The sequence below is a fragment of the Mycobacterium sp. E3247 genome (assembly GCF_001667785.1).
Taxonomy (GTDB): Bacteria; Actinomycetota; Actinomycetes; order Mycobacteriales; family Mycobacteriaceae; genus Mycobacterium.
Genome location: NZ_LZJG01000294.1, coordinates 1 through 7,709, shown reverse-complemented (window position 1 = coordinate 7,709; position 7,709 = coordinate 1). Strand labels below are relative to the sequence as shown.

The following is a 7,709-nucleotide window of genomic DNA, read 5'->3' as shown; positions in this document are numbered from 1 at the left end:
CACCATCAGCAGCCCGAACACGACGGAGAACACCGGGGCCCAGAGCCGCGGCAGTGCCGTCCCACGGTCGCTAGCCACGCAGCCGCCCCCGCACCCGCCGGCGGCGGTCCGGTAGCACACCCATGGACTGCTCCAGCCCGCTGTCCCCTTGCCACGACACGATGTCGACGCCGACGGTGGCCATGTCGCGATACATCGCGGAGCGTTGCAGCGACCACATCCGGTCCACCAGGGGATCCTGGTGGGCCTCGAACGGCGAGCTGTCGAGGACGTCGACGGCGATGACGACGTGGCCGCGCCTGCGCAGATCGATCAACGCGAGCGCGAACTCGGTGTCGAGCAGCGTGGAGAACGCGATGACGATCGCACCCGCGGGCATCGCCGCCCGCGGCGCCAAAGTCCCCGTCGTGCCCTCGAATCGGTCGCCGGCAGCGAGCACCGTGTCGAGCACGCGATAGAACTGGCGCTGCCCGATGTCGGCGCCCAGCCAGCGCGGGTGGTTGCCGCCAAGGGCGACGATCCCGGCGCGGTCGCCGTGCCGCAACGCGGTCTGCACGACCTGCGCGGCACCGCGGACGACGCGCTCGGTGGCCTCGGTTGCCGGACCGGCCGGTTGCCGATACGTGTCGATCAGCACCACCACGTCGGCGGCGCGGTCGGTGAGGCGCTGCGTGACGTGCAACTGGCCGCGCCGCGCGCTCACCGGCCAATTCACCGCGCGCAGTTGGTCTCCGGGCACGTAGGCACGAATGTCGGCGTACTCGACGCCGGGGCCGACATGCCGGGTCAGGTGCGCGCCCAGCCGGTCGAGCAGCTCGGTCTGCGGGATGGGCGTCGACTGCGGGGGCGTCAGGGGAAACACGATGACCTCGGCGGCGTCCACGGTGGCCGTCCCCGACAGCAACCCACCGCGCGCGAGCGCGTCCACCCGGGCCCGGATGAAGTACCGGCCCCACCGCTGCGCCGTGGCCACAACCGTCTTGGCGTGCGTCGAAGCCGGGTCCAGGATTTCGAGCTGCATCCCCTCGACGGCCGGAACCGTGACCTCGACCGCTGAAAACCCGGTCGCCCCGCCCTCTTCCGTCGTCCAGAGGCGCAGCCGCGCGCGGTCGTTCTCGAAGCACCGCTGCGCATCGGGATCGCCGTGTACGCGAATGGTCGGCACGGGGCGTTGCCAGCTGACCGAGCAGAGCACGCCGAGCAGGGGCGCAGCGAAGGCGATCAACTGCCATCGCGCGGTGATCACCGCGACGGCCAGCACCAAGCCCGCGCAGGTCGCGACGGCCCGCGTCAAGTTCGATGCGCGCCAGCGGAATTCGGCCTCACGTCCGGTCACACCGCTGTCATCCGCTCCCGTGGCCCTCGCCGGTTCGGGGCACCGACAGGCGGCGCAGCAGCTCCCCGACGACGTCGGCGCCTTGGATCTTGCGCACCCACATCTCCGGGCGCAGGGTGATCCGGTGCGCGACGGCCGGCACGGCGAGCGCCTTGACGTCTTCGGGGATCACATAGTCCCGGCCGACCAACAGCGCACGGGCGCGGGCCAGTTGCACCAGGTCGAGTTCGGCGCGGGGGCTGGCGCCGACGGCGACCTGCGGATGGTGCCTCGTGGCGTTGGCCAGCGAAACGACGTAGTGCAAAACGTCTTCGTGCACGGTCACCTGCTCGACCGATTCGCGCATCGCGAGCAGGTCGTGCGCATCCACGACCTGGTTGACGGCCGGCTCGACCGACCCGCGCTCGAGGCGCCGGCGCAGCATCGCGGTCTCGTCGCGCTCGGAGAGGTAGCGCAGCTCCAGGCGGATCGCGAACCGGTCGAGCTGCGCCTCCGGCAGCGGGTAGGTGCCCTCGTACTCGATCGGATTGTCGGTCGCCAGCACGACGAAAGGCTTTGGCAGCTGGTGCGTTTCGCCGTCGATGCTCACCTGGCCCTCGGCCATCGCCTCGAGCAGCGCCGCCTGCGTCTTGGGCGGCGTGCGGTTGATCTCGTCGGCCATCAGCAGGTTGGTGAAGATGGGCCCGGGCCGGAAGGCGAAACGCCCCGACTGCATGTCGTAGATCGTGGAGCCGAGCAGGTCCGCGGGCAGCAGGTCGGGCGTGAACTGCACGCGGGTGAACTGCAGGCCCAGCGCAGCGGCGAACGATCTGGCGATGAGCGTCTTACCCAGGCCGGGCAGGTCCTCGATCAGGACGTGGCCGCGCGCGAGCACCGCGATGAGGATGAGGGTGAGCGCGGAACGCTTGCCCACCACCACGCGCTCGATCTCGTCGAGCACCGCCTCGCAGTGCGCAGTGGTTGTTGCCGCCGGCAGTGTCATACCTGTTCCAACTTTCGCAGAATCTCCTCCAGCGCCGCGCGGCCGGGACCGGGCCGCCGGTCACCGGTGCGCGCGACGTTGTTCGGATTGACCCATTCCCACAGTTCCGTCCCGAACAGCATCTGGCCGCTCGCCTGATACGCCACCGGGTCTTTGGATCGCCGTTGGCCGGTCGTCATCTCGTATCGACGCGCAAGCATGGGGCGCAGGTGCCGGTCCCAGTCCACCCGGGTGGACTCCGACCACCGGATCGTCGTCTCGGTGGTGGACAGCCAGCGGCGCAATGAATCCCCGAGATCGTCGGGTTCGGCGTCCGCCTCGGGCTGCATTCCGCGCCCGAGCACGCGACGGACGGTGAGCAGCACCAGGGCCAGTGCGCCGCCGGAGGCGGCCAGCACCAGCCGGCGATCGGGTAGCAGCAGTGCGAGCAGCTCGATGCCGACGATGAAGCAGACGCCCAGGGCCAGAGTCTTTTTCATGCGGCGCTCCGTGAGCCCAGCTCGTCGAGCACCAACTGCAGAACGCGCACCGCCATGTCGCGGTGAGCCTCGGTCATCACGTGCGGGCTGAACCGCGCCTCGGCGAACAGGTTCACCAACTGCACGGCGTTGTCGGCGTGCAGCGCGCGGTGTTCGACGGCGCGGGCCAACACCTCGGTCGGGGTGTCGAAGTCCTGCGGGACGGCGCCGGGCACGTTGGCCAGCTCGCGTTCCATCGCCGCGTAGCAGGCGATGATCGCCTCGCGAGGTTCACGGCTGGGGTCGGCCATCTCGGCCAGGCCACGTTCGGCCGCGCGCGCCAACGATTCCGAACGTGACGGTGGCGCCGGGGATTCGGCGTGATCGTCCGCGGCGGCCCCGGCGCCGGTCGCCACCGCCCGCCACCGCCGCCGCGACGCGACGACCGTCCCGGTGACGATGACCAACAGCATCGGCACGGTGGCCGCGAGCAGGATGCCGAACATATCGCCGTTTCGCGGATGGGGCTGTGCCGGCCGGGCGTTCGCACTCTCCGACGACGGCGCACCGCTCGCCGGCGGGGGCGGCGCCCGGCCGACGTCGTGGGAGGCCAACAGGTGGGACGCCGTCCACACGATCAGCAGCCACGCCACGATGACCGCCAGCCCGATCAGCAGCACCCGCCAGCTCGGCCGGCCCCTGCCGGTGCCGAGCATCTCCGACAGCTGACCGGCCTGGGGCGCCGCTGCCCGCGGGTCGCGCAGCCGCGCGATGACCGCGATCGTCACCAGGGCGAGCGTGACCCCGAGGGCTGCCACCACGAAAATCAGCGCCGCCCGGCCGCCGGTTGGCTCCGCACGTGCGGCGGGATGCGGGGAAGGCAGATAGCCGCGCAGGGCGGCGGAGAGGACAAGCAGCAGCACGACCAGGGCGACGGCTCGCCCCGTGGGCTTGTCCATACCGGGCATCGGCATACCACCCGACCGGTTGTTGCGGCACTGCTTTGCCTCATCCTGGCACGTCAGGCGGGAAGTTATCCACAGTCGGCGGTTCATCCACCGCGACTTCGCGTCGCGGTCGCCGATCGGCTGGAGACCCGGGACCCCGCGTTGAAATCCTCGCCAAGCGGCCCGCCCGGTGAGACACTCAGCGCGTGCCACCGCATCGGGACGTCGCCGCGTACGACGACCGCGCCCCCCGCTACGACCAGGGCTTTCGCGGTCGGCTGCACCACGAAATCGCCGAGCGCACCGCGCAGCTGGCCGTGGCGACCGTCACCGCCCCCGAGTATGTGCTCGACGTCGGATGCGGCACCGGCTACCTGTTGGGGCTGCTGGCCCGCCGCTACCCGGGGGCCAAACATCTGTGCGGGATCGACCCGGCCCCCCAGATGGTCTCCGTCGCAACCGGTCTCGCCCGCGACCCGCGATTGAGCTTCACCCGCGGCGTGGCCGAGGAGCTCAACTACGCCGACCGCGCCTTCGACCTGGTCGTCAGCACCACGTCATTCGATCACTGGTCCGATCAGCTGGTGGGTCTGCTGGAGTGCGCCCGGGTGCTGCGGCCGGGCGGAAGCCTGGTGCTCGTCGACCGGTTCTCGCTGTGGCTGGTGCCGACGCTGGCCATCACCCGCCGCGGCAAGGCCCGCACCCGGCGGCGCGCCGAGCGCCTGCTGCTGCAGGCGGGATTCCGGTCGCCGAAATGGCAACGGCTGCATGCCGGGACCATCAACGCGGTCACGGTGACGAGACCGGCTTAGTCGGGCTCGAACGGCCGGAAAGAGCCGTCGAGCACCTGCAGATGACCGATCGTGCGTCCGGTGACCTTCGCGGGATCGACCACCGTCAATTCCACTGCGGCCCGGGCGAATTCGTCCGCCTCGGCGGTATCGTCGAACTCCCGGGCGTAGTAGGCCAGCCCGGGGGTGAGGATCGGTTTCGACGGCGACAGGGCATTCACCGCGATGTGGTGATCGGCGAGATCGAATGCCGCGCACTGGGTCAGATGCTCGAGCGCCGCCTTGGATCCGCCGTAGCCGGGTAGCACGCCGCCGCTGCGGTCCGGGTACGGCCCGTTTCCGGGCAGCCTCGATGCCACCGAGCTGATGTTGACGATCGACCCGCGGCCCGCCTGGATCATGTCGGGGCAGACCAGCTGCATCAGCTCGTAGGCGGCAAAGACGGCGATGTCGAAATGCCGGCGATACGCCGTCAGCGGGACGCTGAGGAATCCCGGCCAGCCCGGCTTGGCGGCACCGCTTGCCGGCTTGGCGGCGCCTCCCGGCTTGGCGGACTGGGCGCGAGGTTCGCCGCCGGGAGGGCGGGGCCGGCCGGGCGCGGTGAAGGCCGCGTTGTTCACCAGAATCGTGATGGGCCCCAGGGCTTCTCGCGCCGCGCCCACCAACCGGGCGACGTCCTCGCGTTCGGTCAGGTCGGCCCGGATCGCCACCGCGCGTCCGCCCGCGGCCTCGATGGCGGCGACCGTCTCGCCGATGGTTCCGGGCAACCGCTCGTCCCACACCTGCTCGGTGCGTCCCGCGACCGCGACGGCGGCGCCTTCCGCGGCGAGGGCCAGCGCGATCGCCCGGCCCAGTCCGCGGCTGCCGCCGGTGACGATCGCGGCCCGTCCGGCCAGCCGCGCCGTCACCGCGTCACCCCGTGCACCACGATGGCGGCGGTCTGCTCCACCCACGCATCGTCGAGCGCGTCCTCCGGGCGCAGCAGCATGCGCAGCATCGTGGCTCCCCCGATCAACTCGATCAACCGGTCCGGATCCACATCGGGATGCGCCTCACCCCGATCGACGGCGTCACTGAGCCGCACCCGCACCGTCGCGAACAGGTCCGCGAACCGGGACATCACCCGGGCGTTGAGGGCGGGGTCGGCGGTCATGTCGGCCACCAGGCCCGGCAGGGCGGCGCGGACGACCGGCGTGGTGAAGACGTCGCGGGTGGCCTCGATCATCATGCGGATGTCGGCCGCGAAGTCCCCGGCGGGCGCCTGCAGCGCGGTGGGCGCCACCGGGAAGGCCGCCTCGTGTACCAGTTCGGCCTTGCTGGACCACCGGCGGTAGAGCGCCGATTTGGTGGTTCCGGCGCGCTCGGCGACCGCCGCCAGGCTGAGGTTGGAGTAGCCCATTTGGACAAGCAGTTCCGCGGTGGCCGATAGGATGGCCGAGTCGATACGCGGGTCCCGCGGGCGGCCGGCGCCGGGGGCCTTGTCAATGGCGGACGGGTCTGCTTTCATAACGCTACCTACCGTATCGTAATTGCCGCGCCGACGTCTCGACGAGTTGAAGGCTCAAAGAATGGAGGCCCCCGTGGCCAACGAACCCGTGCTCGACAAGGTCGACCGGCTTCAGCGTTCCAGCCGAGACGTCACGACGCTACCCGCGGTGATGTCGAACTGGCTCTCGACCGTCCTGCCCCCCGGCGCGGAGCCGGAGGTGACCGTCGAAAGCGGCGTCGACTCGACGGGAATGTCCTCGGAGACCATCATCCTGACGGCCCGTTGGCGCCAGGACGGCAAGCCCACCGAGCAGAAGCTGGTGACCAGGGTGGCCCCGGCCGCCGAAGACGTCCAGGTGTTCCCGACCTACCGGCTTGACCACCAATTCGAGGTCATCCGGAAGGTCGGCGAACTCACCGACGTCCCCGTCCCGCCGGTGCGCTGGCTCGAGCCCACCGGCGACGTGCTTGGCACCCCCTTCTTCGTGATGGACTACGTCGAAGGTGTGGTGCCCCCGGACGTGATGCCTTACACCTTCGGCAACAACTGGTTCGCCGACGCGCCGGCCGAGCGCCAGCGGGAACTGCAGGACGCGACCGTCGGAGTGCTGGCCAAGTTGCATTCGATCCCCAACGCGGAGAACGCGTTCGGCTTCCTGACCGACGACCAAGCCGGCGACACCGCGCTGCGCCGGCACTTCAACTGGGTGCGGTCGTGGTACGACTTCGCGGTGCCCGACATCGGCCGCTCGCCGCTGCTGGAGCGGACCTTCGCCTGGCTGGAGGACCATTGGCCGGCCGACGCGGCCGCGCGTGAACCCGTGCTGCTGTGGGGCGACGCACGGGTGGGCAACGTGTTGTACCGCGACTTCGAGCCGGTGGCGGTGCTGGACTGGGAGATGGTCACCCTCGGCCCGCGCGAGCTCGACGTGGCGTGGATGATCTACGCGCACATGGTGTTTCAGGAGCTGACCGGGCTGGCCGGGCTGCCGGGCCTGCCCGAGGTGATGCGCGAGGACGACGTCCGCGCCACCTATCGGCGGCTGAGCGGCGTGGAAGTCGGTGACCTGCGCTGGTTCTACGTCTACTCAGGCGTCATGTGGGCCTGCGTGTTCATGCGCACCGGCGCGCGCCGGGTGCACTTCGGGGAAACCGAGAAACCCGACGACGTCGAGTCGCTGTTCTACCACGCCGGGTTGATGCGCAGTTTGATCGGAGAGGACCACTAATGCTCGGACCGCTCGACGAGTTCCCGGTTCATCAGGTTCCGCAGCCGATCGCCTGGCCGGGCTCCTCGGACCGCAACTTCTACGACCGCTCCTACTTCAACGCCCACGACCGCACGGGCGACATCTTCGTCATCAGCGGCATCGGCTACTACCCCAACCTGGGCGTCAAGGACGCGTTCTTCCTGGTTCGGCGCGGGGACACCCAGACCGCGGTGCACCTGTGCGACGCGATCGACCAGGACCGGCTCAACCAGCACGTCAACGGCTACCGGATCGAGGTCATCGAGCCGCTGCGCAAACTGCGGTTGGTCCTGGACGAAACCGAAGGCATCGCAGCCGATCTCACCTGGGAAGGCCTGTTCAACGTCGTGCAGGAGCAGCCGCACCTCATGCGGTCCGGCAACCGGGTGACGCTGGACGCCCAGCGGTTCGCCCAGCTCGGCAGCTGGAGCGGCCGCATCGCCGTCGACGGCGAGGA

8 protein-coding genes and 1 pseudogene are annotated in these 7,709 nt (G+C 70.2%); 3 read left to right on the top strand and 6 right to left on the bottom strand.

Annotation, left to right across the window (positions count from 1 at the left end):
• Window positions 1-70: 70 nt before the first annotated feature.
• From A9X04_RS15945 to A9X04_RS15930, 4 genes are read right to left on the bottom strand one after another with little or no spacing between them, the layout of a single operon-like run.
• A complete protein-coding gene (locus tag A9X04_RS15945) occupies window positions 71-1,336 on the bottom strand; it encodes a DUF58 domain-containing protein (protein WP_067922134.1) in 1,266 nt (421 codons plus the stop codon).
• Window positions 1,337-1,343: 7 nt separating this feature from the next.
• The gene (locus tag A9X04_RS15940) at window positions 1,344-2,318 is read right to left on the bottom strand and encodes a MoxR family ATPase (RefSeq protein ID WP_067922131.1); all 975 of its coding nucleotides are present in this window, start codon (window positions 2,316-2,318) and stop codon (window positions 1,344-1,346) included.
• Window positions 2,315-2,797, bottom strand: a complete 483-nt coding sequence (locus A9X04_RS15935) for a hypothetical protein (protein ID WP_067922128.1) — start codon at window positions 2,795-2,797, stop codon at window positions 2,315-2,317. The genes A9X04_RS15940 and A9X04_RS15935 overlap by 4 nt, the downstream gene beginning before the upstream one ends.
• Window positions 2,794-3,735, bottom strand: a complete 942-nt coding sequence (locus A9X04_RS15930) for a DUF4129 domain-containing protein (protein ID WP_067922126.1) — start codon at window positions 3,733-3,735, stop codon at window positions 2,794-2,796. The genes A9X04_RS15935 and A9X04_RS15930 overlap by 4 nt, the downstream gene beginning before the upstream one ends.
• Window positions 3,736-3,929: 194 nt before the next feature.
• Here A9X04_RS15930 and A9X04_RS15925 point away from each other — a divergent pair, with 194 nt between their 5' ends.
• Window positions 3,930-4,535 (top strand): class I SAM-dependent methyltransferase, encoded by a 606-nt coding sequence (locus A9X04_RS15925; protein ID WP_067922123.1) that lies wholly within the window; start codon window positions 3,930-3,932, stop codon window positions 4,533-4,535.
• On the opposite strand, the gene A9X04_RS15920 is transcribed toward A9X04_RS15925, so the two are convergent.
• Window positions 4,532-5,422: an SDR family NAD(P)-dependent oxidoreductase gene (locus A9X04_RS15920; RefSeq protein WP_067922121.1), complete on the bottom strand. Its 891-nt coding sequence runs from the start codon at window positions 5,420-5,422 to the stop codon at window positions 4,532-4,534. The genes A9X04_RS15925 and A9X04_RS15920 overlap by 4 nt on opposite strands.
• A complete protein-coding gene (locus tag A9X04_RS15915; RefSeq protein WP_067922118.1) occupies window positions 5,419-6,021 on the bottom strand; it encodes a TetR/AcrR family transcriptional regulator in 603 nt (200 codons plus the stop codon). Before A9X04_RS15915 ends, A9X04_RS15920 begins: the two co-directional genes overlap by 4 nt.
• Window positions 6,022-6,094: 73 nt before the next feature.
• Here A9X04_RS15915 and A9X04_RS15910 point away from each other — a divergent pair, with 73 nt between their 5' ends.
• Complete coding sequence (locus tag A9X04_RS15910; RefSeq protein WP_067922136.1) at window positions 6,095-7,231, top strand: phosphotransferase family protein; 1,137 nt, start codon at window positions 6,095-6,097, stop codon at window positions 7,229-7,231.
• Window positions 7,231-7,709, top strand: a pseudogene (locus A9X04_RS15905) (hypothetical protein); the annotation flags it as partial. The gene A9X04_RS15910 and the pseudogene A9X04_RS15905, both read left to right, overlap by 1 nt.

Excerpts from the sequence above, each read along its gene's own strand:
- A9X04_RS15930 (WP_067922126.1), bottom strand. The coding sequence starts at position 3,735 with ATGGACAAGCCCACGGGGCGAGCCGTCGCCCTGGTCGTGCTGCTGCTT.
- A9X04_RS15935 (WP_067922128.1), bottom strand. The coding sequence starts at position 2,797 with ATGAAAAAGACTCTGGCCCTGGGCGTCTGCTTCATCGTCGGCATCGAG.
- A9X04_RS15940 (WP_067922131.1), bottom strand. The coding sequence starts at position 2,318 with ATGACACTGCCGGCGGCAACAACCACTGCGCACTGCGAGGCGGTGCTC.
- A9X04_RS15915 (WP_067922118.1), bottom strand. The coding sequence starts at position 6,021 with ATGAAAGCAGACCCGTCCGCCATTGACAAGGCCCCCGGCGCCGGCCGC.